Source organism: Lysobacter sp. yr284 (assembly GCF_900107375.1).
In the GTDB taxonomy this organism is placed as follows: domain Bacteria; phylum Pseudomonadota; class Gammaproteobacteria; order Xanthomonadales; family Xanthomonadaceae; genus Lysobacter.
This window is the reverse complement of record NZ_FNPT01000003.1, coordinates 1-24,841: the sequence shown is the minus strand read 5'-3', so window position 1 is coordinate 24,841 and position 24,841 is coordinate 1. Positions and strand designations below refer to the sequence as shown.

The 24,841-nt window shown below is 70.8% G+C and carries 18 protein-coding genes; 13 read left to right on the top strand and 5 right to left on the bottom strand.

The genetic code is table 11. From position 1 onward, the window contains the following. Positions 1–220: 220 nt before the first annotated feature. The 12 genes from BLV01_RS07140 to BLV01_RS07085 all read left to right on the top strand — a co-directional run bounded on the left by BLV01_RS07140 (position 221) and on the right by BLV01_RS07085 (position 17,806). Positions 221–2,443: a polysaccharide biosynthesis tyrosine autokinase gene (locus BLV01_RS07140; protein ID WP_091796002.1), complete on the top strand. Its 2,223-nt coding sequence runs from the start codon at positions 221–223 to the stop codon at positions 2,441–2,443. 654 nt (positions 2,444–3,097) lie between these two features. Beyond that, a complete protein-coding gene (gene wecB, locus BLV01_RS27160; RefSeq protein ID WP_175485811.1) occupies positions 3,098–5,479 on the top strand; it encodes a non-hydrolyzing UDP-N-acetylglucosamine 2-epimerase in 2,382 nt (793 codons plus the stop codon). A 122-nt stretch (positions 5,480–5,601) separates the two neighbouring features. Continuing rightward, a complete protein-coding gene (gene wecC, locus BLV01_RS07130) occupies positions 5,602–6,858 on the top strand; it encodes a UDP-N-acetyl-D-mannosamine dehydrogenase (protein ID WP_091795995.1) in 1,257 nt (418 codons plus the stop codon). Between the two features lie 40 nt (positions 6,859–6,898). After that, positions 6,899–8,194, top strand: coding sequence for an oligosaccharide flippase family protein (locus BLV01_RS07125; protein ID WP_091795992.1), 1,296 nt, complete (start codon positions 6,899–6,901; stop codon positions 8,192–8,194). A 10-nt stretch (positions 8,195–8,204) separates the two neighbouring features. Further along, complete coding sequence (locus tag BLV01_RS27050) at positions 8,205–8,777, top strand: acyltransferase (protein WP_175485810.1); 573 nt, start codon at positions 8,205–8,207, stop codon at positions 8,775–8,777. 16 nt (positions 8,778–8,793) lie between these two features. Next, positions 8,794–9,990: an O-antigen ligase family protein gene (locus BLV01_RS07115; protein ID WP_091795985.1), complete on the top strand. Its 1,197-nt coding sequence runs from the start codon at positions 8,794–8,796 to the stop codon at positions 9,988–9,990. A 46-nt stretch (positions 9,991–10,036) separates the two neighbouring features. Continuing rightward, complete coding sequence (locus tag BLV01_RS07110; protein ID WP_091795982.1) at positions 10,037–11,134, top strand: glycosyltransferase family protein; 1,098 nt, start codon at positions 10,037–10,039, stop codon at positions 11,132–11,134. Further along, a complete protein-coding gene (locus tag BLV01_RS07105; protein ID WP_091795979.1) occupies positions 11,131–11,913 on the top strand; it encodes a hypothetical protein in 783 nt (260 codons plus the stop codon). Before BLV01_RS07110 ends, BLV01_RS07105 begins: the two co-directional genes overlap by 4 nt. Before the next feature lie 37 nt (positions 11,914–11,950). Continuing rightward, complete coding sequence (locus tag BLV01_RS07100; RefSeq protein WP_091795976.1) at positions 11,951–14,107, top strand: bi-domain-containing oxidoreductase; 2,157 nt, start codon at positions 11,951–11,953, stop codon at positions 14,105–14,107. A gap of 28 nt (positions 14,108–14,135) precedes the next feature. After that, complete coding sequence (locus BLV01_RS07095) at positions 14,136–15,794, top strand: heparinase II/III family protein (protein ID WP_091795973.1); 1,659 nt, start codon at positions 14,136–14,138, stop codon at positions 15,792–15,794. Between the two features lie 4 nt (positions 15,795–15,798). After that, entirely contained in the window at positions 15,799–17,055 is a 1,257-nt protein-coding gene (locus BLV01_RS07090; protein ID WP_091795969.1) for a glycosyltransferase family 4 protein, read from the top strand. 7 nt (positions 17,056–17,062) lie between these two features. After that, complete coding sequence (locus BLV01_RS07085) at positions 17,063–17,806, top strand: YdcF family protein (protein ID WP_091795966.1); 744 nt, start codon at positions 17,063–17,065, stop codon at positions 17,804–17,806. 15 nt (positions 17,807–17,821) lie between these two features. Here the strand turns inward: BLV01_RS07085 and BLV01_RS07080 are convergent, their stop codons facing one another. From BLV01_RS07080 to BLV01_RS07060, 5 genes are all read right to left on the bottom strand, one after another. Then, the gene (locus BLV01_RS07080) at positions 17,822–19,000 is read right to left on the bottom strand and encodes a lipid-transfer protein (protein WP_091795963.1); all 1,179 of its coding nucleotides are present in this window, start codon (positions 18,998–19,000) and stop codon (positions 17,822–17,824) included. Between the two features lie 11 nt (positions 19,001–19,011). After that, on the bottom strand, positions 19,012–19,890 hold the full coding sequence (locus BLV01_RS07075; protein WP_091795960.1) for a transporter: 879 nt from the start codon (positions 19,888–19,890) through the stop codon (positions 19,012–19,014). An 86-nt stretch (positions 19,891–19,976) separates the two neighbouring features. Then, complete coding sequence (locus BLV01_RS07070; protein ID WP_091795957.1) at positions 19,977–21,518, bottom strand: AMP-binding protein; 1,542 nt, start codon at positions 21,516–21,518, stop codon at positions 19,977–19,979. A gap of 14 nt (positions 21,519–21,532) precedes the next feature. Next, positions 21,533–22,663: a DUF5938 domain-containing protein gene (locus BLV01_RS07065; RefSeq protein WP_091795952.1), complete on the bottom strand. Its 1,131-nt coding sequence runs from the start codon at positions 22,661–22,663 to the stop codon at positions 21,533–21,535. A 37-nt stretch (positions 22,664–22,700) separates the two neighbouring features. Further along, complete coding sequence (locus BLV01_RS07060) at positions 22,701–23,501, bottom strand: SDR family NAD(P)-dependent oxidoreductase (RefSeq protein ID WP_091795950.1); 801 nt, start codon at positions 23,499–23,501, stop codon at positions 22,701–22,703. A 289-nt stretch (positions 23,502–23,790) separates the two neighbouring features. Between BLV01_RS07060 and BLV01_RS07055 the strand changes: the two genes are divergently transcribed. After that, positions 23,791–24,510, top strand: coding sequence for a TetR/AcrR family transcriptional regulator (locus tag BLV01_RS07055; RefSeq protein ID WP_091795947.1), 720 nt, complete (start codon positions 23,791–23,793; stop codon positions 24,508–24,510). Positions 24,511–24,841: the final 331 nt, after the last annotated feature.

Below are 24,841 nucleotides of genomic sequence, written 5' to 3'. Positions count from 1 at the left end.
AATTCGATGCCCGCAACGGCGATGCTCATGGACGCGCCGCTCCCGGACCCGCTGCTCAGCTGCGCCGCGATGCGCTGAAACCCGACGTCGCGCAGCGCCTCGCGCGCAGGCGCGGTGTCGCCTGCGCACGGCGATGCATGGACGCACGCGTTGCCAGGCCCGATCCGCAAGCGCGCCCGCGGGCGCGTCGCTCCACTTCCCATCCAAGGCCTTCCCCCCAATGGCGGCAGTTTCCACCACGTCCGGCCCGCGCCAGGACGCCGGCAACGACGAAATCGACCTGGCCGCGCTGCTGGGCACCCTGCTCGACCACAAGTGGCTGGTCGGCGCCGCCACTGCGCTCGGCTTCGCCCTGAGCGTGGCCTACGCGCTGCTCGCCGCGCCGGTGTACCAGGCCAACGCGATGGTGCAGGTGGAGTCCAAGACCCCCACCCTGCCCGGCCTGACCGCGGTCTCGCAGGCGCTGACCGATTCGGCGCCGCAGGCGATGACCGAAGTGTCGCTGCTGACCTCGCGCACCACGCTGGGCAAGGCGGTGGACGATCTCAAGCTCGACCTGCAGGTCGAGCCCGCGCGCTTCCCGCTGATCGGCGCGGCGATCGCGCGCCGCTTCCAGCCCGGCACCGGCAACGAAGTCGCCGCGCCGTGGTTCGGCCTGAGCCGCTACGGCTGGGGCGGCGAGACGCTCGACATCGCCGAACTCGAAGTGCCGCTGGACCTGGTCGGCAAGCCGCTGACCCTGATCGCCGGCGCCAACGGCAGCTTCGAACTGTTCGACGACCAGGACCAGCGCCTGCTCGGCGGCGACGCCGGCCAGCTCGCGGTCGGCGGCGGCGCCAGGCTCAAGGTCGAGCGCCTGCTGGCCAATCCGGGCATGCGCTTCGAAGTCACCCAGCTCGCGCGCCTGGGCATCATCGCCTCGCTGCAGAACAACCTCACCGCGAGCGAGAAGGCCAAGGACTCGGGCATCATCCAGCTCAGCTACGAGCTCGGCGACCCGGTCCTGGCCCAGGCCACGCTGGAGGCGATCACCCGCCAGTACATCCGCCAGAACATCGAGCGCAACTCGGCCGAAGCCGCCAACAGCCTGCAGTTCGTCAACAAGCAGCTGCCCAACGTGCGCCGCGATCTGGAAAAGGCCGAGCACGCCCTGGCCCGGTACCAGTCGCAGGCGCACACCGTCGACATCACCCTCGACGCCAAGTCGCTGCTCGACCAGATCGTCTCGCTGGACACCAGCATCTCGCAGCTGCGCCTGCAGCAGGCCGAGGTGACCCGCCGCTACACCCCCGCGCATCCGGCCTACAAGGCGCTGATGGCGCAGATCGGCGAGCTGGAGGCGAGCAAGCAGAAGATCAACGATCGCATCGGCACCCTGCCGCAGACCCAGCAGGAACTGATCGGCCTGACCCGCGAGGTGCAGGTCAGCACCCTGACCTACACCAACCTGCTCAACCAGGCCCAGCAGCTCGACATCGCCCGCGCCGGCACCGTCGGCAACGCCCGCATCGTCGACCGCGCGGTGGTCGACACCAGCCAGCCGGTCAAGCCCAAGCGCGCGCTGGCGGTCGCCATCGGCACCTTCCTCGCCGGCTTCCTGGCCGTGGCCTATGTGTTCCTGCGGCAGATGCTCAACCGCGGCGTCGAGCAGGTGGCCGAGATCGAGCAGATCGGCCTGCCGGTGCTGGCCTCGATCCCGATGAGCGCGTTCCAGCGCGATCACGAGAAGGCCGGACGCAAGCTGCGCGCCGGCGGCGGCCACAACGGCAAGCCGCACCTGCTGGCCATCGACGCGCCCAACGACCTGGCGATCGAGGCCATGCGCAGCCTGCGCACCGCCCTGCACTTCGCTCGCCTCGACGCCGGCAACAACATCCTGATGATCTGCGGCTCCAGCCCCGGCGCCGGCAAGACCTTCGTCTCCACCAACCTCGCCGCAACCATCGCCCAGGGCGGCCAGCGGGTGCTGCTGATCGACGGCGACCTGCGCCGCAGCAGCCTGCACAAGGTGCTCGGCCAGGACCCGCGCAACGGCCTGTCGGACCTGCTCGCCGGGCGCATCGACATCCCCGCCGCGACCCGGCGCACGCCGATCGACAACCTGTTCTTCATCCCGCGCGGCGAGGCGCCGCCGAATCCGTCCGAGCTGCTGATGCGGCCGGAACTGGGCGCGGTGCTCAAGACCGCGGCGCTGCAGTACGATTTGGTCATCGTCGATACGCCGCCGATCCTGGCGGTGACCGACGCGGCCCTGATCGGCCGCCACGCCGGCACCTGCCTGATGGTGGTGCGCTTCGGCCTCAATCCCGCCAAGGAGCTCGCGCTGGCCGTACAGCGCTTCGAGCAGAACGGCATCGACCTCAAGGGTGCGGTGTTCAACGCGGTCGAGCGCCGCCACGACACCCACTACGCCTACGGCTACGAGTACCGCTCCGGCGCGTGATCGCGACGCGCCGGGCCGCACGCACCGCTGCATCCGGGTTCCGCGACGCCGCAGCGCGTCGCGCGACAGCAACGCAAGGATCGCGCCAACCAACTGCGAAAGCGGGTTTCGCTTTCGCGAGAGGAAAGCCGACGATGATTTCCGCCGCAACTTTTCCGACCCGCGCCGCGGCCACGCCGCGCGTGGCGCGCGCATCGCGCGAAGCGGCCTGCGCGCGCCTTCCGCGAACGCGCCAAGCCCACCGAAAATCACCTGATTTCTCGGCGATTTCGCCATGCGCGTCGGATGCGCAATGCGATGTCAAGCACTCGGCTTGGCGAAGAAAAATTTCCGATTCGTTGCAGACGCGAAACCACTCACGTTTCCTGAATCCCATCGGCAAACGACTTACGGGCGCACAGTATTTCGCAATCCAAGAGTGGCACGATGCCGTCCGCCGAGAGTGCACGTGCGAAGCACACATTCCGGGCAAGCAAACGCGAAAGATTGTTTCCGCGTTCGCAAGCCACAGGCGAAGGCAGGCGCGAAGCGCCGGCTGACGCCGCGGCAAGCGTCCGGCCAGCGCGGCGGACGCGCGGCAGTACAAAGCATTGACCGAAGGGGGCGGTCGTCGGATGGGTCTACCGAAGACTTACCTTGGAATCGATGGTCATGATGAAAGAACAATTCGTCATTGCGGGCGCACTCAGCGTCGCGATCACTGCGTTGTCGATGTACGCGCTGCATCCCAGCGCCGCCCGGCTCGGGCTGGTCGACCGCCCCGATGCGCGCAAGCAGCATAAGGGCGAGATCCCCGTCATCGGCGGCATCAGCTTCTTCCTCGGCCTGCTCGCCGGCGCGCTGTACCTGCAGCTCGGCGACCGCTACAGCATGAGCCTGCTGGCCACCGCCGCACTGGTGGTGGCGCTCGGCGCGTTCGACGACGCGCGCGACCTGAGCGTGCGCACGCGCCTGCTGGTGCAGTCGATCGCGGTCGGATTGATGATCACCGGCAGCGGCGTGTGGCTCGACGAGGTGGGCGACCTGTTCGGCACCGGGGCGATCCACCTGGGCTGGCTCGGCGTACCGGTCACGGTCATCGCCGTGGTCGGCACGATCAACGCCTTCAACATGCTCGACGGCATCGACGGGCTCGCCGCCAGCGTCGCCCTGGTCTGCATCGGCGCGATCTTCCTGTTCGACCGCGGCAACGTGCTCGACAAGGGCGCGCTGCCGAGCCTGGCGTTGTTGTTCGTCGCGCTGCTGCCGTTCTTGTTCGTCAACCTGGGCGGCATCAACGGGCGCAAGGCCTTCATGGGCGACGCCGGCAGCATGCTGATCGGCTACGTGATGGCCTGGAGCCTGATCTACCTGAGCCAGCGCGGCCCGGCCCGGATCGACGCCGCCGAGGCGCTGTGGTGCATCGCCCTGCCGCTGCTGGAGACCTTGAACCTGATGTACCGGCGCGTGCGCCGCGGCCTGTCGCCGTTCAAGCCCGACCGCCAGCACCTGCACTATCTGCTGATCGACCGCGAGCGCTCGCCCAAGACCGCGCTGCTGACCATCGTCGGCCTGGCCTGCGCCCTGGTCGCCGTCGGCTACGCGCTGCGCAACCTGCCGACGATGTTCGGGCTGCTCGCGTTCTTCGCCATGCTCGGCCTGTATTCGCTGACCCTGAGCAACGGCGACCGCAACAAGCTGCCGGACTGGCTGCCGCGCCCGCCGCGCCAGCTCGCGTTCGCCCAGCAGGGCCCGTCGGGCCGCGAGCGCGAGCGCCAGCCGGCGTCCGCCGCGCCGGGCCCCGCCGGCGCCGCCGCGTACGCGCGCAGCGCCTTGAACGAAGCCGCCGGCGCGGGCGGTTTCGCCCCGCTGGCGCCGGCGGCGGCCGCCTCCGCCCAGCTCGGCCCGGCGATCAAGACCCTGTGCGTGTTCGGCACCCGCCCCGAAGCGATCAAGATGGCGCCGCTGGCCAAGATGCTCGCGCAGGACCCGCGCTTCGACGCGCGCGTGTGCGTGACCGGCCAGCACCGGCAGATGCTCGACCAGGTGCTGCAGTTGTTCGAGATCGAGCCGGACTTCGACCTCAACATCATGAAGCCCAAGCAGGACCTCACCGACGTCACCACCGCGATCTTGACCGGGATGAAGGCGGTGCTGGCCGAGCTCAAGCCCGATGTGGTGCTGGTCCACGGCGACACCTCGACCACGATGGCCGCGACCTTGGCCGCGTATTACCAGCAGATTCCGGTGGCCCACGTCGAGGCCGGCCTGCGCACCGGCAACCTGTACTCGCCGTGGCCGGAGGAAGCCAACCGCAAGCTCACCGGCGCGCTGGCGGCGATCCACTTCGCCCCGACCGAGCTGTCGCGCGGCAACCTGCGCGAGGAAGGCATCCCCGACGAGCGCATCGCCATCACCGGCAACACCGTGATCGACGCGCTCAAGGACGTGCTGGTGCGGATCGAGCGCACCCCGCAGCTGCGCCGCGACATCGCCGCCCAGTTCGGGTTCCTGCGCGACGAGCGCAAGGTGGTGCTGGTCACCGGCCATCGCCGCGAGAGCTTCGGCGGCGGCTTCGAGCGCATCTGCGAGGCGCTGCGCGACACCGCGCTGCGCCATCCGGAGATCGACATCGTCTATCCGGTGCACCTCAACCCGCAGGTGCGCGAGCCGGTCAACCGCCTGCTGCGCGGGATCGCCAACGTGCACCTGATCGAGCCGCTGGAATACCTGCCGTTCGTGTACCTGATGAACCGCGCCCACATCATCCTGACCGACTCCGGCGGCATCCAGGAAGAAGCGCCGTCGCTGGGCAAGCCGGTGCTGGTCATGCGCGACACCACCGAGCGGCCCGAGGCGGTCGCCGCCGGCACGGTCAAGCTAGTCGGCACCGACCGCGAGCTGATCTGCGCCGGCATCAGCGAACTGCTCGGCGACCGCGCCGCCTACGAAGCGATGAGCTTCGCCCACAACCCCTACGGCGACGGCCTGGCGTGCGAGCGCATCGTCGCCGCGCTGGCGCAGTTCCGCCGCGAAGACTCGCTGCTGGCCGCCTGACGCCCCACCCGCGCCGCCCGCGCCCTGCGCGGCGCGGCGGCGCGGGTTCATGCCTTGCGCAAACCACGCATCCGCGCATCCCTGAGCAACGCCTGCCCCCACGCAGGATCACTGGAGCCTTTATGAGTTTCGACACCGTCTCGGTCATCGGCCTGGGTTACATCGGCCTCCCCACCGCCGCCGCGTTCGCCGCGGTGCGCAAGCGCGTGATCGGCGTCGATGTGACCGCCTCGGTCGTGGACACGATCAACCGCGGCGAGATCCACATCGTCGAGCCCGACCTCGACGTCGCCGTGCGCGCCGCGGTGGCCGGCGGCTTCCTGCGCGCCAGCCTGACGCCCGAGCACGCCGACGCCTACCTGATCGCGGTGCCGACGCCGTTCAAGGGCGACCACCAGCCCGACCTGGCCTACATCGAAGCCGCGGCCAAGGCGCTGGCGCCGGTGCTGCAGAAAGGCGATCTGGTGGTGCTGGAATCGACCTCGCCGGTCGGCGCGACCGAGCAATTGGCGCAGTGGCTGGCCGAGGCGCGCCCGGACCTGAGCTTCCCGCAGCACGCGTTCGAGGCCGCCGACGTCAACGTCGCCCATTGTCCCGAACGCGTGCTGCCGGGCCAGGTGATGCGCGAGCTGGTCGAGAACGACCGCGTCATCGGCGGCATGACCCCACGCTGCTCGCAGCGCGCGGCCGAACTGTACAAGAGCTTCGTGCGCGGCCAGTGCATCGTCACCAACGCGCGCACCGCCGAGATGTGCAAACTCACCGAGAACGCGTTCCGCGACGTCAACATCGCCTTCGCCAACGAGCTGTCGATCATCTGCGACAAGCTCGGCATCAACGTGTGGGAGCTGGTCGGCCTGGCCAACCGCCACCCGCGCGTCAACATCCTGCAGCCCGGCCCCGGCGTGGGCGGCCACTGCATCGCGGTGGACCCGTGGTTCATCGTCGACAGCGCGCCGGCCGAGGCCCGCCTGATCCGCACCGCGCGCGAGGTCAACAACGGCAAGCCCGGCTGGGTGATGGACAAGATCGACGCCGCCATCAATGAGGCCAAGGCCGCCGGCAAGCAGGACAAGGATCTGAAGATCGCGGTGTTCGGGCTGGCGTTCAAGCCCGACATCGACGACCTGCGCGAAAGCCCGGCGCTGGGCATCGCGATCGAGCTGGCCCAGCGCCACCCCGGCCCGGTGCTGGCGGTGGAGCCGCACATCGAGGCGCTGCCGGCCAGGCTCAACGCGCCCAACGTGGTGCTGTCCGACCTGTCCACCGCCAGCCGCGAAGCCGACATCGCGGTGCTGCTGGTCGACCACAAGCCCTTCAAGGAGCACGCCATGCCCGCGCACATGAAGATCGTCGACACCAAGGGCATCTGGACCTGAGCGCAGGCGAACCCATGAACGCGCGCAGGACCCTGCGGCCATGATGCGGCGATTGATCGGCACGGCCAGCCTGTCGGCGGTGAGCGCGATGGCCTCGCGCGGCGCGCTGTTCGCCGGCGTGCTGGCGGCCGCGCATTACCTCGGCCCGGCCGCGTTCGGCCAGTTCACCCTGATCCAGACCACCGCGTTGTTGTTCACCACGTTCTGCGCGCTGAGCCTGGGCCAGATGGCGACCAAGATCGTGGCCGAGGCGGTCGCGCGCGGCGACGGCGGCCGGGTCTCGGCGGCGCTGACCGTGTCCTACGGTTCGGCGCTGCTGGCCTCGCTGGTGTTCGCCGCGCTGTTGCTGGCCTGCGCGTATCCGCTGGCGGTCAGGCTCGGCGGTTCGGCGGATCTGGCGGTGGTCTACGCCAGTTCCTCGCTGCTGGTGCTGACCGGCTTCGTCGGCGCGATCCAGAACGGCGTGGCGCTGGCCCTGCACAAGGTCAAGCAACAGGCCGCGGCCAACCTGCTGACCGCGCCGGTGGTGTTCGCGATCATGTGGGCGGCGGCGACCCGGCGCGACATCGGCTGGGCCATGTACGGCGCGATCGCCGCGCAATGGCTGATCGTGATCGGCCAGGAACGGGTGCTGCGCCGCTATCGGCGCGAGCACGCCGAGCCGCTGGCGTGGTCGAAGACCACGCGCGAGGACTGGGCGGTGGTGTGGCGGCTCGGCCTGCCCTCCTCGCTGTCGGGCCTGCTGACCATGCCGGCGATCTGGCTGTCGATGGCGATGCTCGCGCACAGCGCGCGCGGCGACGCCGAACTCGGCCATTTCGCGCTCGGCAACCAGGCGCGCTCGATCCTGCTGTTCGGCATGGGCGTGGTCGCCAACGCGGCGCTGCCGATGCTGTCGGCGGCGATCGTGCGCGGCGCGCGCGAGGAAGCCGCCAGCACCCTGCGCCAGTCCATCGCCCTGCTGGTGGTGGTCACCGCCTGCCTCGCCGGCGTGCTCGGCATGGCCGCGCCGCTGGCGGTGGCGCGTTTCGCCCCGGCCTACGCCGAAGCGGTGGTGCCGCTGCAATGGTTGCTGCTGTCGGCGGTGGCGACCGCGCCGACCACCATCTTGATGCGCAAGGCCACCGCCGACGGGCGCCCGGCGGTGATGCTGCTGGGCAACGCCGCCTTCGCCGCCAGCCTGATCGGCGCGGCCGCGCTGGCGCTCAAGCTCGGCGCCGGCGCCACCGGCGTGGCCATCGCCTACGCGGTCGCCTCGACCGTGCAACTCGTCGTTTTCGCCACCTGCAACCGCCGCGAGCTGCGCTGGCCCGCGGCGGCCGGCAAAAGTCCATAGGAGCATGCCCATGAAAGTATTCCGCCTGCTCAAGAAGGCCGTCGTGCTGAGCCTCATCCGCCTGGGCTGGTTCATCAAGCCCGGCCTGGTCACGCGCCTGTACGTGTGGTTCCTGCGTTCGGAAGGCGCGCAGATCGAAGACCGGCCGAACTACCTGTCGGCCAAGATCTGGTTCGACGGCACCGACTACTCGCTGATCCGGCTCGGCAAGGGCTGCACGATCTCCAGCAACGTGCGCATCCTCACCCACGACTGGGCGATCCACACCGTGGCCAAGGAACTGGGGCTGAAGTTCGACAAACCGCAGGGGCGGATCAAGCCGATCTCGATCGGCCGCCACGCCTTCATCGGCACCGGCTCGATCATCATGCCCGGCGCCGACATCGGCGCGGGCTGCATCGTCGGCGCCGGCGCGGTGGTGCGCGGCGCGATTCCGCCGCTGAGCATCGTGGTCGGCAATCCGGGCCAGGTGGTCGGCTCGGTCGCCGAGTACGTCGAGCGCGCGACCCGCGGCGCCGGCGTCGGCCCCGTCGAGCAGGCCGCGCTGAAGCAGGCCGCGCTCGCCGGCGCGCGCGCGGGCTGAGGACGGACGCGACGCGATGCGCATTCCCGCGCCCAAGCTGTTGCTGGCGCCGGCCTGCCTGGGCCTGTTCCTGTTGTCGGGCTGGGCCTCGGTGTTCTTCGCCGTGGACACCGATCTCGTCCAGTACGCGGCGATCGCCGCGACCATCGTGCTGGGCGGGCTGTCGCTGTCCTACAGCGGGCTCAACCGCTTCGCCTGCCTGCTGCCGGCGATCGTGTGCCTGATCGCGTTCGCCCAGATAGCGTACCTGGACACCCACATCGGCCACCGGCCGAAGGAACTCAAGTTCTACCTGATCCTGGTGTTCTGCGCCTACTGCGCCTGCTTCGTGCTGCGCGGCGCGGCGGCCGAGCAGTTCGTCAAGATCTACGTGGCGCTGTGCTTCGCGCTCAGCATCGCCGCGCTGGCGATGAACAAGGGCGCCGACACCGGCGCGCAGCGGCTGATGCAGGGCGACGGCAATCCGATCTGGATCGCGCGCGCGGCCGGCACCGCGATCATGTTCCTGGCGTACCGCCTGCTGACCGAGACCCGCCTGCGCGCCCTGCGCGTCGCCCTGATCCTGCCGTGCGTGGCGGCGCTGGTGCTGGCCGGCTCGCGCGGGCCGATCCTGTCGCTGCTGCTCGGCCTGGGCGTGCTGCTGGTGCTGACCAACCGCGGCGCGCTGCTGCTCTCGCGCAAGGTCTGGGCGGCCGGGCTGGCGGTGCTGCTGCTGGGCGTGGCCGCGGCCGCGCTGGCGCCGGACGGGATCAAGGACCGGCTGGCCAGCCTGTTCGTCAGCAACTACAGCGGCAGCGACGTGCTGCGCATGAACCTGTACGACGTGTCGTTCGCGATGCTGCGCGAGACCCTGTTCGGCAAGGGCTTCGGCGCGTTCGAGGCCAGCGGCGCGCTGCAGCCGTATCCGCACAACCTGCTGATCGAGACCCTGATCGAACCGGGACTGATCTTCACCGTGCTCTTCTTCGCCCTGATCGTCTACGCGATCGTGCGCCTGTACCGCAGCGCCAAGCGCAGCCAGGGCCGCGACCTCGTCGCCACCTTCCTGTGCGCGCTGTCGATCTATTCGCTGGCCAACGCCATGTTCAGCGGCGACATCACCAGCCCGAAGGAACTGTACCTGTGCATGTTCTACGCGCTGTCGACCGCGTTCGTGATCCGCGCCGCGCCGGTCGCGCAACGCCCACCGCCCTTACGGCCCGCCGCCCACTGACCCGTCCCACCGACACCCCATTCCCCATTCCCGACCCCCGAACCCAATGCAAGCCATCATCCTCGGCCAAGGCAATCCATACCTGAAGAACCCGTACCTGGCGAAACTGTCGAAGGTGCTCGACAGCGCGCAGGTGCCGTACGAGTTCTGGATCTGGAGCCGCGACAAGCAGGCCCGCGACCTGCCCAAGGTGCGGGTGCTGCTGAGCTTCGGCTCCTGGGGCGGCGGCGCAGTCAACGCGCTGGGCTACGCGCTGTGGGTGCTGTGGCTGACGGTTCGGGTGTTCTTCCAGCCGCGCGCCGGCGTGTATTTCTGCTCGCGCCTGGACGCGGCCCTGCCCTGCGCCCTGGTCTCCAGCGTGCGCCGCTGCCGCTACGTGTTCCTCGACCGCGACAAGCTGTCCAAGAGCTACGCCTGGCCGGCGCCGGCCAAGCGCGTCATCGAGTGGCTGGAGCGTTTCGTCGGCCGCCGCGCCGCGCTGCACGTGGTGCCGGGCGATTCGCGCACGCAAGGCAACGACAGCGACAACGTGCGGGTGGTGCGCAACACCCCGCACACCGACACCATCGCCCGCGCGCGCCAGCTCGCCGCGGCGCTGCCGCCGCGCGACGGCCGCCTGCGGGTGCTGGTCAGCGGGCTGATCTCGCCCGAGCGCGGCGCCGCGATGATGCGCGAGGCCATCGACGCCTGCGCCGGCCGGATCGACTTCGTCGCCGCCGGCCGCCTGCTCGGGCCCGACGCGCAGCGCCTGGCCGACAGCCTGGGCGAGCGTTACCGCGGCATCGTCAGCAACGAGGAGGCGCTGGCGATGCTGCTGGATTCCGACGCGGTGCTGGCCTTCTACGACCCGGCGCTGGAGATCAACCGCCTGGCCGAACCGAACAAATGGTTCGACTGCGCCGCGCTGGAAATTCCGTTCTTCACCAACCCCGGCCTGTTCACCTCGGCGCCGTTCGAACAGCGCCAGGCCTGTTTCCTGGCCGATTACGGCGACGGCGCCCAGCTGGCGCGCGAACTGCTGCGCATCGACGCCGACCGCTCGTTGCTGGACGCGCGCCGCGCCGGCCTGCGCCAGTTGCGCTACGAGGCCTGGGACACGGCGATGGCGCGGGTGATCGCCGAATGCGCGGAGCTAAAATCATGACCTTGCGAACCCTTGCCTTCGCCGCGGCGCTGCTCGCGTTCGCGCTGACGGCGGCGCCGGCCGCGGCCGCGCGCGACTTCAAGCTCTACAACAACACCAAGTACACCGACGGCGACGACCGCCACCTCGACATCGCCCGCTCCAACCTGCTCGGCGAGCCGCAGCTGCCGGAACTGGCCAAGGGCACGATGCCCGACGAAAAGCGCTACAAGGACGCGGTGCGCGCCAGCCTGGGCAATCCCGGGCCGCTGGTGCTGGACTTCGAGCACATCAACCTGGCCAAGGACCCGCAGCTGTCGGCGACCAACCTCGACAAGCTGCAGACCCTGGCGCGCTGGGCGCGCGAGGCCGCGCCCGGCCGCCAGATCGGCTACTACGGCTTCCCCGGCTCGATCGACAAGAACGATCCCGCGCGCGGCAAGCAGCTGGCCGGGTCGGTGGATATGTTCTTCCCCTCGCTCTACACCGTCGACGACGACCGCGACCGCTGGCGCCGGCGCCTGGACAACATGGTCGCGGCCGCGCGCAAGCTCGATCCGGCCAAGCCGGTGCTGCCGTTCGTGTGGCCGCAGTACCACGACAAGACCCCGCGCGACGGCGAGTTCGTCGCCTCCGACTACTGGAAATTCCAGCTCGACCAGCTGCATCGCGCCGCCGACGGCGCGGTCATCTGGAGCAAGCGCGTCAGCGGCGGCGAACGCGACTGGGTGCCGGTCACCCGCAGCTTCATCCAGTCCAGCCGCGTCCAGCCCGCCCGTCCCGCAGCGCCCCGCCCCTGAGCGCGCCCCTCCCCCGCATCGCAATCCCGGAATTCCCATGCACCAAGTCCTGCAAAACCTGCGCGACGGCAGCACCGAAGTCGCCGACGTCCCCGCTCCCGCGCTGCGCCGCGGGCAACTGCTGATCCGCAGCCACGTCACCCTGGTTTCGGCCGGCACCGAACGCATGCTGGTCGAGTTCGGCAAGGCCAACGTGCTGCAGAAGGCGCGCCAGCAGCCCGACAAGGTGCGCATGGTGCTGGAGAAGATCCGCACCGACGGCCTGACCACCACGCTGGACGCGGTGCGCAGCAAGCTCGACCAGCCGCTGGCGCTGGGCTATTGCAACGTCGGCACGGTGATCGGCGTCGGCCCCGGCGTGACCGGGTTCGAACTCGGCGACCGCGTCGCCAGCAACGGCAAGCACGCCGAAGTGGTCGCCGTGCCGGTCAACCTGTGCGCCAAGATCCCGGCCGAGGTCGGCGACGAAGCCGCCGCCTTCACCGTGCTCGCCGCGATCGGCCTGCAGGGCATCCGCCTGGTCCAGCCGAGCCTGGGCGAGGCGGTGGTGGTCACCGGCCTGGGCCTGATCGGCCTGATCACCGTGCAGTTGCTGCGCGCGCACGGCTGCCGCGTGCTCGGCATCGATTTCGACCCGGCCAAGCTGGCGCTGGCGCGCAGCTACGGCGCGCAGACCGTCGATTTGTCCAAGGGCGAGGACCCGGTCGCCGCGGCGCAGGCGTTCTCGCGCGGACGCGGCGTCGACGCGGTGCTGATCACCGCGTCGAGCAAGAGCAACGAGCCGGTGTCGCAGGCCGCGCACATGTGCCGCAAGCGCGGCCGCATCGTCCTGGTCGGGGTCACCGGCCTGGAGCTGTCGCGCGCGGACTTCTACGAGAAGGAGCTGTCGTTCCAGGTGTCGTGCTCGTACGGTCCGGGCCGCTACGACCCGTCCTACGAGGAGCGCGGCAACGACTATCCGGTCGGCTTCGTGCGCTGGACCGAACAGCGCAACTTCGAGGCGGTGCTGGACATGATGGCCGCAGGCGCGTTGCAGCTGCAGCCGCTGGTTTCGCACCGCTATCCCATCGCCGAGGCCGAGGCCGCCTACGGCGTGCTCGGCGGCGGCGGGCCGTCGCTCGGCATCGTGCTCGACTACGGCCGCAGCGAGGAAATGGCCGACCACCTGATCCGCCGCCACATCCCGCTGCCGGTGGCCACCAGCGTGCGCGAGCCCGCCGGCGCCGACGCCGACCGCAACGCGGTGGCCTTCATCGGCGCGGGCAACTACGCCGGACGCGTGCTGATCCCCGCCTTCGCCAAGGCCGGCGCGCGCCTGCACACGGTGGTGACCGCCAACGGCGTGGGCAGCGTGCACTTCGGCAAGAAGTTCGGCTTCTCCCACGCCAGCACCGACACCAGCGCGGTGCTGCGCGATCCGGCGGTGGGCTCGGTGGTGATCGCCACCCAGCACGCCAGCCACGCCGAACTGACCTTCAAGGCGCTGCGCCGCGGCAAGCACGTGTTCGTGGAAAAGCCGCTGTGCCTGACGATGGAAGAGCTGCAGACCATCGAGAAGGCGCACGCCGAGCAGGCCGTGTACGGCGTGCCGCCGGTGCTCATGGTCGGCTTCAACCGCCGCTTCGCCCCGCAAGTGCAGAAGATCCACCAGTTGCTGGCCGGCGTGCGCGAGCCCAAGAGCTTCGTGATGACCGTCAACGCCGGCGCGATCCCGGCCGAGCACTGGACCCAGGACCCGCAGGCCGGCGGCGGCCGCCTGATCGGCGAGGCCTGCCATTTCGTCGACCTGCTGCGCTTCCTCGCCGGCGCGCCGATCGTCGGCCACCAGCTGACCGCGGTCGGCAACGTCGCCGGCGTCGGCATCCGCAGCGACCGGGTCAGCTTCGCCCTGAGCTTCGCCGACGGCTCGTTCGGCACCGTGCATTACCTCGCCAACGGCCACAAGAGCTTCCCCAAGGAGCGCCTGGAAGTGTTCGCCGCCGGCCGGGTGCTGGCGCTGGACAACTTCCGCAAGCTGCGCGGCTACGGCTGGCCGGGCTTCGCCAAGATGAATCTGTGGAGCCAGGACAAGGGCCAGGCCGCCTGCGCGCAGGCGTTCATGCGCGCCGCGCGCGGCGAAGCGCCGCCGCCGATTCCGGCCGAGGAAATCTTCGAAGTCGCGCGCGTCACCCTCGAACTGGACGCGTCGGTATGAGCGCGCGCCGCGCCGCGGAGACCGCTGCATGAGCCTGGCCACGCGCCTGCCGCGGCTGTGGCACACCGTGCGCCATCTGCGCCCGGTGCAGATCTACGGCCGCGCCTGGCACCGCCTGCACCGCCCGCGCGTGGCCCACGCGCCGGCGCCGCAGATGGCCGCCTTCGAGCGCGGCTGGATCGCCTGCGCGCGCGCGCCCTCGATGCTGGGGCCGACCCGCTTCCGCTTCCTCAACGACGAACGCGAGGCCGGCGCCAACGACTGGAACAGCACCCGGCTGCCGAAGCTGTGGCTGTACAACCTGCATTACTTCGACGACCTCAACGCCGACGGCGCGGCCTCGCGCGAGCACTGGCACCGCGACCTGATCGCGCGCTGGATCGCCGACAACCCGCCGCCGGCCGGCAACGGCTGGGAGCCGTATTGCCTGTCGCTGCGCATCGTCAACTGGATCAAGTGGCGCTGCGGCGGCCAGCTGTTCGGCGACGCCGCGCGCGCGCGCGCCGCGCTCGACAGCCTCGCCACCCAGGTGCGGTTCCTGCGCGGGCGGCTGGAACGGCACCTGCTCGGCAACCATCTGTGGGCGAACTACAAGGCGCTGCTGTTCGCCGGCGCGTTCTTCGAAGGCTCCGAGGCGGTGCGCTGGCGCGAGGCGGGCCTGTTCGGCCTGCGCGCGCAGATCGACGAGCAGATCCTCGCCGACGGCGGCCATTTCGAACGCAGCCCGATGTACCACGCGATCCTGCTGGAGGACCTGCTCGACCTGGTCCAGCTGGCCCTGGTCTACCCCGACGCTTTCCCCGAGCGCGACGTGCAGCTGTGGCGCGACAAGGCGCGGTCGATGCTGGCGTGGCTGGCGGTGATGACCCATCCCGACGGCGGCATCGCCTTCTTCAACGACGCCGCGCTCGGCATCGCGCCGTCGCTGGCGGCGCTGCACGACTACGCCCGCGCGCTCGGCATCGAGCCGCCGCCGGCCTCGCGCGAGCCGCTGCAGCTGCTGCCGCAGTCCGGCTACGCGCGGCTGCAGTCGGGCGAGGCGGTGCTGATCTGCGATGTCGGCGAAATCGGCCCGGACTACCTGCCCGGCCATGCCCACGCCGACACCCTGAGCTTCGAACTGTCGCTGCGCGGCCGGCGGGTGCTGGTCAACGCCGGCATCTCGCGCTACGACATCGATCCCGAGCGGCTGTGGCAGCGCGGCACCGCCGCGCACAACACGGTCGAGATCGACGGCCAGGATTCCTCGGAAGTGTGGGCCAGCTTCCGCGTCGCCCGGCGCGCGCGGCCGCGCACGGTCGCGCACGGCCGCGACGGCGAATCGCTGTGGCTCAGCGCCGCGCACGACGGCTACCGCCGGCTCAAGGGCCGGCCGCTGCATCGCCGGCGCTGGGCGCTGACGCCGCGCGGGCTGCGCATCGAGGACCGCATCGACGGCCGCTTCGGCGAGGCGATCGCGCGCCTGCGCGTGCATCCGCAGTTCGAGGTCGACGGCCACGACATCCGCGCCGCCGGCGACGGCGACGGCCCGCCGCAACTGCGCTGGCGCAGCGAGGCCGGCGGCGATGCGCTGGTGCCGGGCCGCTACCACGCCGGCTTCGGCCTGCGCGAGGCGTGCACGGTGATCGAGACCCTGATCGACCCGCGCGTGGGCACCGCGACCCTGGTGCTGGAATGGGGGCGCTGAGGCCATGCGCATCTTGTTCCTGACCGACAATTTCCCGCCCGAGGGCAACGCCCCGGCCACCCGCACCTACGAGCACGCGGTGCGCTGGGTGCGCGCCGGCCACGAGGTCACGGTGATCACCTGCGCGCCGAACTTCCCCGAGGGCAAGCTGTTCCCCGGCTACCGCAACGCCTGGCGCAGCGTGCAGACGCTCGACGGCATCCGGGTGGTGCGGGTCAAGACCTACATCACCGCCAACGAGGGCTTCCTCAAGCGCACCCTGGACTACCTGAGCTTCATGGCCGCCGGCACCCTGGCCGGGCTGTTCGAGCGCCGCCACGACGTGGTGGTGGCGACCTCGCCGCAGTTCTTCTGCGCGCTCGGCGGCTGGGCGCTGGCGCGGCTCAAGCGGCGGCCGTTCGTGTTCGAACTGCGCGACCTGTGGCCGGCCTCGATCACCGCGGTCGGCGCGATGAAGCGCAGCGCCGCGATCCGGGTGCTGGAAAAGCTCGAGATGTTCCTCTACCGCAGCGCCGACGCGATCGTGCCGGTGACCCAGTCCTTCCGCGAGGAACTGGTCCATCGCGGCGTCGACGCCGACAAGATCCACGTCGTGCTCAACGGCGTGGACCTGCAGCGCTACCGCCCGGCCGCGCGCGATGCGGCGATGGCGAAGCAGTACGACCTCGACGGCCGCTTCGTGGTCGGCTACCTCGGCACCCACGGCATGGCCCATGGGCTTGAGAACGTGATCGAGGCGGCCGAACGGCTGCGCGACGACCCGCGCATCGTGTTCTTCTTCGCCGGCAGCGGCGCGCAGCGCGCGCAGGTCGAGCGGATGGCGGCCGAGCGCGCCCTGCCCAACGTGCGCATGATCCCGCGCCAGCCCAAGGAAATGATGCCCACGCTGTGGGGCCTGTGCGACCTGTCGCTGATCCCGTTGCGCGACACCCCGGTGTTCGCCTCGGTGATTCCGTCCAAGCTGTTCGAAGGCATGGGCATGGGCATCCCGGCGCTGATGTCGCTGCCGCGCGGCGAGGCGGTGCGGATCGTCGAGAGCACCGGCTGCGGCGTGTGCGTGGCGCCGGAGAACGCGGCGGCGATGGCCGACGCGATCGCCGCGCTGGCGGGCGACCCCGAGCGCATGCGGCGCCTGCGCGAGGCCAGCCTGGCCGCGGCGCCGGCCTACTCGCGCGACCGCCAGGCGCGCTCGATGAGCGACGCGCTGGCGCGGCTGGTCGACGACGACGGCGCGCGCGGCCTGCTGCGCACGCCGGAGTGAGCCGCGCATGTCCGCCGCCGCGTGGTTGACCCAGCCCCTGCACGCCAGCGCCGCCGGCCTGGCGCTGGCGGCGCTGGTGTGGCTGCTGCAGTGGCGCCGCAGCGCGCTCGCGCTCGGCGTACTGGCGCTGGCGTGGTCGCTGCTGTGGTCGCTGCCGGCCGCGGCCGGCGCGCTGCGCGATTCGCTGCAGGGCGGTTACCTGGGCCAGAGCGCCGAAGGCCTGCCGCAAGCCGACGTGATCGTCGTGCTCGGCGGCGGCATCGGCCGGGTCAGCGCGTTCGCGCGCGGCGACGCCGATGCGCCGGAACTGGCCGGCAACCGCGTCGCCGCGGCCGCGCGCGCCTGGCACGCCGGCCGCGCGCCGGCGATCCTGCTCAGCGGCGGCGCCAGCGCCAGCACCGGCGGGGTCAGCGAAGCGGCGATCATGGCCGAGGCCCTGGTCAAGCTCGGCGTGCCGCGCGCGGCGCTGGTGCTGGAGGACGCCAGCGGCGACACCCGCGCCAACGCCGAACGCAGCGCGCGCATCTCCGGCGAACGCGGCTGGCGCCGCGCGATCCTGGTGACCTCGGCGTTGCACATGCCGCGCGCGCTGCAATGGTTCCAGCGCGCCGGCCTGCCGGCGCTGCCGCTGGCGCCGGACGCGCCGGCGCAGGCCGCGGCCAAGCCGTGGACGCCGTCGCGCGACTCGCTCGACGACAGCGCGCAGGCCCTGCGCGAGTACGCCGGCCTGCTCGCGGCGACCTTCGGCTGAGCCGCGCCGGCGCGGTCAATCGCGCCGGTACAGCGTCACCACGCAGGCCCCGCCCAGGCCGATGTTGTGCTGCAGGGCGATCCGCGCATCCGCCACCTGCCGGCGCTGCGCCTGCCCGCGCAACTGCCAGACCAATTCGGCGCACTGGGCCAGCCCGGTCGCGCCGAGCGGATGGCCTTTGGATAACAGGCCGCCGGACGGGTTGGTCACCACCGCGCCGCCGTAGGTGTTGTCGCCGTCGAGCACGAAGCGCTCGGCCTCGCCCGGCGCGCACAGGCCGAGCGCGTCGTAGCTGATCAACTCGTTGGCGGTGAAGCAGTCGTGCAGCTCGACCACGTCGAGGTCCCTCGGGCCGATGCCGGCCGCTTCGTAGACCTGCTGCGCCGCGCGCCGCGACATGCCGTGGCCGACCATGCCGATCATCGAATCGCCGAAGCTGTCGGCGCAATCGCTGGTCATCGCCTGCGCGGCGATGGCAACCGCGCCGGCGATGCCGCGGCGGCGCGCGAACGCGTCCGAGCACACGATCGCGCAGGCCGCGCCGCAGGTCGGCGGGCAGCACTGGTAGCGGGTCAGCGGATCGTAGACCGGCGCGGAGGCCATCACTTCGTCCAGGGTCAGCGGCTGGGCGAACAACGCGAACGGATTGTTCGCCGCATGCGCGCGCGCCTTGACCGCGATGCGGCCGAAGGTGGTGTCGGCGACGCCGTGGCGCTGGCGATACTCGCGCCCGGCCCCGCCGAACATCCGCGCCGCCAGCGGCGCGGCGCTGTCGCCCTGCAAGGCCTCCAGCACCGCCTCATGGCGCAACAACGGCGACTCGCGGTCGGCGAATACCGTGGCCAGCGCGCCGGGCGCCATCTTCTCGAAGCCCAGCGCCATCACGCAGTCGGCGGCGCCGGACTCGACCGCCTGCCGCGCCAGCCACAGCGCGGTCGAGCCGGTGGAACAGTTGTTGTTGACGTTGACCACCGGAATGCCGGTCAGGCCCAGGCCGTAGACCGCGCGCTGGCCGCAGGTCGAATCGCCGTAGACGTAACCCACGTAGGCCTGCTGCACGTCGGCGTAGTCCAGGCCGGCATCGGCGAGCGCGCTGCGGCCGGCCTCGGTGGCCATCTCATGGTATTCGCGGCTGGCGCCGGGCTTGGCGAAACGGGTCATGCCGACCCCGGCGATGCGGGCGGAAGAACGCATGCGCGGGCGCCTCAGAAGATCTTCATCAGGCGGACCTGGGCGACGATGTCGTCCTTGAACCCGCCCTGCGCGTTGAACTCGGTGCCGAGCATGCCGCTGAGCTGCACGGTCGGCGCGAGCATATGGCTGGCGAAGATCTTGACCGTGTCGCCGCGGGTCTTCTGCATGCCGTAGACGTCGTCGGTGTAGGCCTTGCCGCCGTACACGCCGGAATAGCCGAACGAGACCGAGGTGGCCGGCGACAGCTGCCGGCGCAGATACGCCTGGGCCTGGTAGGACGGATCGACCGAGACCTCGATCCCGCGCTCCTTGTGGTCCTTCTGCCAGGACACGTCGAGCGCGCCGTCGAAAAACCAGCCGTTGCCGAAGCCGTGGATCACGCCGAGCTGCGGCATGAAGGTATACGTGCCCGAGCCGATGCCGGGCTTGCCCAGGTCGTAGTCGCCGGTCGGCAGCACCACGTAGTAGGTCAGGCCCACGGTAGTGCCCTGGGCCGGGTCGGCCGGCGCGGCGAAGAAGGTGGTGAAGCCCAGGGTCAGGTCGCCGACGCCGTCGTTGTAGTCGGGCCGCGCGCCGCCGACCTTGAAATTGTCGAGGCTGCCGAACGGCAGGAACGCCTGGTACGCCACCGGCATGTCGCCGATCTGGCTGTAGTGCAGGACACGCAGGATGCCCAGGTTGGTGTCCAGGCTCGAACGCGGCACCTTGCCGGCGCCGTCGAGCCGGAACTCGTCGCTGCTGGCGTGCTGCAGGTAGGCCAGCCCCAGCGTGGTGCCCTTGGGCAGCACGGTGTAGTCGGCCGGCATGATGTCGAGCGCGGCGGCGTTGCCCGCGAACGATCCGGCGACGGCGAATGCCACGGCTGCGGCGATGAAACGCTTGCTCGACATGTGATCCCTCCCGATCCGACGATGCGATGGTGTTGCCTGCGCACGGGCGCGCCGCGCCCGTGCCGGTGATGGCGCCGTGCGCGGCGCTAGGACGTTTCGCGTTCGCCCAGCAGGGCCGCGCGTATCTCAGGTTTGACGACCTTGCCGACCTTGGAGCGCGGCAATGTCGGCCACAGTTCGACCTGCTTGGGCGCCTTGACCCCGCCCAGGCGCTGCTTGACGAAGGCGATCAGTTCGGCGGCGTCGGCGCGCGCGTCGCGGCGCAGCTCGACCACCGCGACGATGCGCTCGCCCCACTTCTCGTCCGGCAGCCCGACCACGGCGCAGTCCTGCACCGCCGGGTGCGCCTGCAGCGCTTGTTCGACTTCGATCGAATAGACGTTGAAGCCGCCGGTGATGATCATGTCCTTGGCCCGGTCGACGACGTACAGGAAACCCTCGTCGTCGAGGTAGCCGATGTCGCCGGTGTGGTGCCAGCCGTGGCGGGCGGCGTCGGCGGTGGCCTGCGGGTTTTTGTAATAGCCGGCCATCACCAGCGAGCCGCGCACGACGATTTCGCCGCGTTCGCCGGCCGCCAGCAGCGCGCCGTCGGCGTCCATGATCGCGACCCGCACCAGCGCGCCCGGCCTGCCCGCCGAGGCCAGCCGCGCGGCCGCCAGCGAACCGTCGGCGGCGTAGTGATCGCCCGGCGCCATCGTCGACACCACCATCGGCGCTTCGGTCTGGCCGAAGAACTGCGCCATCGGCCCGATCCGGCGCAGCGCCTCGGCCAGCCGCTCGGGCGAGATCGGCGCGGCGCCGTACCAGAAGCACTGCAGCGAGCTGAGGTCGGCAGCGTCGAGCTGCGGGTGATCGAGCAGCATGTAGATCGCGGTCGGCGGCAGCAGCGTATGGGTGACGCGGTAGCGCGCGATCGCCGAGAGGAACTCGCCGTAGTCGCCGCGCGGCATCACCACGATGCGCCCGCCCAGGGCCAGGATCGGCAGGCTGAACACGCCGGCGGAATGGGTCAGCGGCGCCAGCGCCAGGAACGTCGGCCGGCCGCGGAACGGATAACCGATCAGCACCTGCGCGGTCATGGTCTCCAGATTGCGGCCGGTCAGCATCACCCCCTTCGGCGTGCCGGTGGTGCCGCCGGTTCCGGGCAGCATGGCCACATCGTCCGGCGGCTCGCGCTGGAACGGCGCGTCGTCGAGGTCCTGCAACCACGCCTGCAGCGCGATCGCGTACGACGGCTCGGCGTCCAGGCACACCGCCGCGCGCAGTTTCGGCAACTGCGGCAGCATCTTCTCGACCATCGGCGCGAACGCGCTGTGGAAGATCAGCAGCGCGCAGTCGAAGCCGTCGAGCACCGCGCGGTTCTCGGCCGCCTCGTTGCGCGGGTTGATCGGGCACCACACCGCGCCGGCGCGGGCGATGCCGAACACGCAGGCGAACGCGGTGGCGTGGTTGCCCGACAGGATCGCGACCTTGTCGCCGGGCCCGACGCCGCTGCGTTCCAGCGCGCGCGCCACCCGGTAGCTGAAGGCCTGCACCTGCGCGTAGCTCAGGTCTTCGCCGTCCATGCTCAGGCACGGCGCGTCGGCGCCGAGCGAGGCGCCTTTGTCGAGATAGTCGGTCAGCCGCATCGCCGCTCCCCCGGTCAGTCGTGCACGCTCAGCACCGGCGCCTGCACCAGGCCGAAGCCGCGCAGCGCGCCGAGCAGTTCGTGGTGGCCGAAGGCCTGGCAGGCCGAGGCGAAGCCCGCGCGCCGCGGCGGCTGCTGCAACAGCCACGCCGCCGCGAACGCCTGCAGCAGGCCGGTCTGCTTGTAGTTGCAGTTGCCGAAGATCGCGCAATGCGCGCGCCCCAGCGGCCCGGAGGCGTGGACCGAATCGACCGACTTGTTGAGCCGCGGGTTCTCGCGCGGCGGCATCTCGTTCATCACCCCGGCGGCGGTCTGCGCCAGCGCGGCGTAGCGCGCGTCGGGCGGTAGGTCCTTGGTCGCCTCCAGCGCGGCGGCGACGATCTTGGGCACGCCCTGCATCAGCGGCTTGTTGAACACGCCGCCGAGCACGCGCACGTTGGCCACGCGCGGATCGCGCTTGAACCACACCGGATGCGAGGTGCCGCCCCACGGCAGCGCCAGCGCGGCCTCGTGCTGGCCTGGGATCGACAACGAGTACAGGCCGGCGTCGGGCTCCCACTCCACGTAGCGGTTCTGCTGCAGGTAATAGGCCTTGGACATCGCCGCGTTGACCAGGATGGTCTGGGTCGAGGCGATGGTCGGGCTGCCGCCCCAGAACACCGCGATGTCGAGCGTGTCCAGGCCCGGCGTTTCCAGGCACAGCTGCGCGGCGATCTCGCCGGTGGTGTACATGTGGGCGATGCCCGGCGACAGCAGCAATCCGGCGTCGCCGAAGCGCTGGCCCCAGGTCTGGTCGAGATGGATCAGCCAGTCCTGCTCGCCGGTGGTGTCGGCGTAATGGCAGCCGGCGGCGAGGCAGGCCTCGACCACCTCGTTGCCGAAGCGGCTGAACGGCCCGACCGTGTTGAGCACCACCCGCGCGCCGCGGAACAATTCGGTCAACGCAGCGACGCTGTGCTCGACCGCGACGGTTTCGTAGTCGGCGGTCTCGATGCCGGGCACGTTGGCCTGCATCGCCGCATCGAGCTTGTCGAGGCTGCGGCCGGCGGCGATGAAGCCGATGCCGTATTCGCGCAGGTATTCGCAGATCAGCCGGCCGGTGTAGCCGGACGCGCCGTAGACCACCACGGGTCGCTTGTCGCTCATCGTTTTCTCCCTGGAAAGATCGGTGCGCGCGGCGCGCTCACATGCCCATGCCGCCGTCGACCGGCAAGCCGGCGCCGGTGATGAAGCGCGCCTGCGGCGAAGACAGGAACACCACCGCGTCGGCGACGTCGCCCACTTCGGCCAGCCGCCCCAGCGGGGTTTGCTCGACCACGCCGGCCACCGCCGCGCCGACGTCGGCGGCCAGGCCGTTGGCGACGATGTCGTTGGCCAGCTTCATGCCCATCTCGGTCGGGATCAGGCCCGGATACAGGCAGTTCACCCGCACCCCGTAGCCGAGCTTGCCGGCCTCCATCGCCGCGACCCGGGTCATCCGGTCCACCGCCGACTTGGTGCCCGAGTAACCGGCGATCGCCGGGAACGCGATGGTCGCGGCGACCGAGGCGATGTTGACCACGCTGCCGCCCTGCCCGGCCGCGCCGCCGGGGCGCATCGCCCGGAACGCGTGCTTCATGCCCAGGGCGACGCCGACGATGTTGACCTCGCACATGCGGCGCAGGTCGGCCGCCTCGACATCGACGATCAACGAGGTGATCTCGATGCCGGCGTTGTTGACCAGCAAGTCGAAGCCGCCGAGTTCGGCGACGGTCGCGGCGACCGCCGCCTGCCATTGCGCGTCGTCGGCCACGTCGAGGCGGACGAAGCCGGCCTTGCCGTGCTCGCCCAGGCCGGCGGCGGTCTGCCGGCCGGCGTCTTCGAGGATGTCGCCGATCATCACCGACGCGCCCGCCGCCGACAGCGCCGCGGCGATCGATGCCCCGATCCCGCGCGCCCCGCCCGTCACCAGCGCCTTGCGTCCCGCCAAACTCCGCTCGCCCATGTCGCTCTCCGTCGGTGTGATGACTTCAGTCCGCGAATCCCGGCTCGGCCGGGCCCGCGCGCAAACGCCCGGCGTGGCCGGGCCCACCTGCAACCGCCCGCCCGGAGCGGGCCCATCGAGGGGCGCGAACCGGCGGTCTTGTCCGCCGCGGCCGGCTTCAAGCGCCCGCGGCGAGGAATCTTGACACTCGTCCAGCAACTGTTGGACGACTGTAAAGTTATCTTTGGACGATTGTCATGCTGCGCCGCGCAATGGCAAGATCGGGGCGAACCCGTGCCCGAGAGCCGATGTGCCCCCCGAATCCCGCCCGCGGGCCAAATCCGCCGCGAAGTCCGCCTCCGCCGCCCGCGCGTCCGCGGCGCGGACCGCCGCCGCGCGCTCCGGCGCCGACAAGCCGCCCGCGCGCCGGCCGGCGGCGACGCCGCCGGCGGACAAGTTCGCCCAGCGCCGCAGCGAGCTGGCCCAGGCCACGCTGCAGACGCTGGCCGACCTGGGCTATGCGCGCACCAGCCTGCGCGAGATCGCGCAGAACTCCGAGTACAGCCACGGCGTGCTGCACTATTACTTCACCGACAAGCTCGACCTGATCAGCTGCAGCATCCGCGAGTACAAGACCCGCTGCGCCACCCGCTACGACGACGTGGTCGCGCAGGCCGCCGACGTCGACGGCCTGGTCGCCGGCTTCCTGCAGCGCCTGGGCGAGACCCTGCGCAACGACGCCTCGGTGCACAGCCTGTGGTACGACCTGCGCTCGCAGGCGCTGTTCGAACAGTTCCTGCGCGCCGACGTGGTCGAGATCGACCTGTTGTTGCAGGACATGGTCTGGCGCGTGGTGTCGCGCTACGCCGAACTGATGCGGCGCGAGCCGGCGACGACGCCGGAAGCCGCGTATGCGCTGCTGGACGGGTTGTTCCAGCGCGCGTTGCTGCGGCAGGCCAGCGGCGACGCCGCGGCGGCGCAGGACCTGCAGCGGCAGGTGCAGGCGCTGATGCCGATGTTGCTGGCTTGAGCTGCGGCGGGAACGCTTCGGCTCTCGCCGAGCGCGGGCGAAGGGAAAAGCAAAATGGATTCCGGCGTTCGCCGGAATGACGGGGTGAAAGGTGCGCGGCGATCATCGGCCAGCGCCACTCCCGATCCGTCATTCCGGCGAACGCCGGAATCCATTTTGATCTTGCCTTTGCTGTCGCTATTACCGTCGCAACACCAGCCGCAACCAGCGCCGCGAGCCCAAGCCCGCGGCGCCTTCCGCTTACTCCACCGTAACCGCCTTCGCCAGATTCCGCGGCTTGTCCACGTCCGTCCCCCGCGCCAACGCCGCGTGGTACGCCAGCATCTGCACC